At 44.1% G+C, this 1,148-nt stretch carries 1 protein-coding gene; it reads left to right on the forward strand.

Going from position 1 to position 1,148, the window contains the following annotated elements; translation table 11 throughout:
* The first annotated feature begins 107 nt into the window (after positions 1 to 107).
* Positions 108 to 1,148: an IS481 family transposase gene (locus tag P2G85_RS21455; RefSeq protein ID WP_275866023.1), complete on the forward strand. Its 1,041-nt coding sequence runs from the start codon at positions 108 to 110 to the stop codon at positions 1,146 to 1,148.

Here is a 1,148-nt window from a genome sequence, read left to right on the forward strand (position 1 = left end):
TGTATTAGTTCCGACTAGATCTGACACTTCAATTTGAAAAGAAGAGAGTTACCCACTTTGATTAAAGGTGCTGAATCTGTAATCAAAGACAATAAGAGGTAACTCTCATGCTTCATACTAGCAATCCAATCATCAAACACAAAGCTGGCCTTCTCAATCTTGCAGAAGAACTCGGCAACGTATCAAAAGCCTGTAAGGTGATGGGTGTATCTAGAGACACTTTCTACCGCTATCAAGAGCTAGTCGAAACTGGTGGTATTGATGCTCTGATTAATCAAAGTCGAAGAACACCAAACCTGAAGAATCGTGTCGATAGTGAAACTGAGCAAGCCGTTCTCAAGTACGCCATCGACTTCCCAGCTCACGGGCAAGTTAGAACAAGCAACGAGCTACGTAAACTCGGTGTATTTATCTCTCCAAGTGGCGTGCGTTCAATCTGGCTTCGTAATGACTTAGAAAACTTCAAAAAGCGCCTTATTGCCTTAGAAAGACAGGTCGCTGAGAACGGTATCATTCTAACGGAAGAGCAAGTTGCAGCCCTTGAGCGCAAGAAACATGATGACGAGGCTTGTGGTGAGATAGAAACAGCGCACCCAGGCTATCTCGGCTCTCAAGACACGTTTTATGTTGGCAACCTTAAAGGTGTTGGACGCATCTATCAGCAAACGTTCGTTGATACCTACAGCAAAGTCGCCTTCGCTAAGCTCTACACGACAAAAACACCAATCACCGCAGCGGACATGTTGAATGATAAGGTTCTACCGTTCTTCGAGGCTCATGAGCTGCCAATGCTGCGAATCTTGACTGACCGAGGTACTGAATACTGTGGCCGTGTTGAACAGCACGATTACCAACTCTATCTTGCCATCAATGATATCGACCACACGAAAACTAAAGCGATGTCGCCACAGACAAATGGTATCTGCGAACGCTTCCACAAGACCATATTAAATGAGTTCTACCAAGTGACATTCAGAAAGAAACTGTATGGTTCAATGGAAGAGTTACAGAAAGATCTGGACGAATGGATGGACTACTACAACAATCATCGTACTCATCAAGGAAAAATGTGCTGTGGCCGAACGCCAATAGAGACATTAGAGGATGGGAAATCAATCTGGTCTGAAAAGAATCTAGCCCAGATATAA

The organism is Vibrio sp. CAU 1672 (assembly GCF_029223195.1).
Taxonomy (GTDB): domain Bacteria; phylum Pseudomonadota; class Gammaproteobacteria; order Enterobacterales; family Vibrionaceae; genus Vibrio.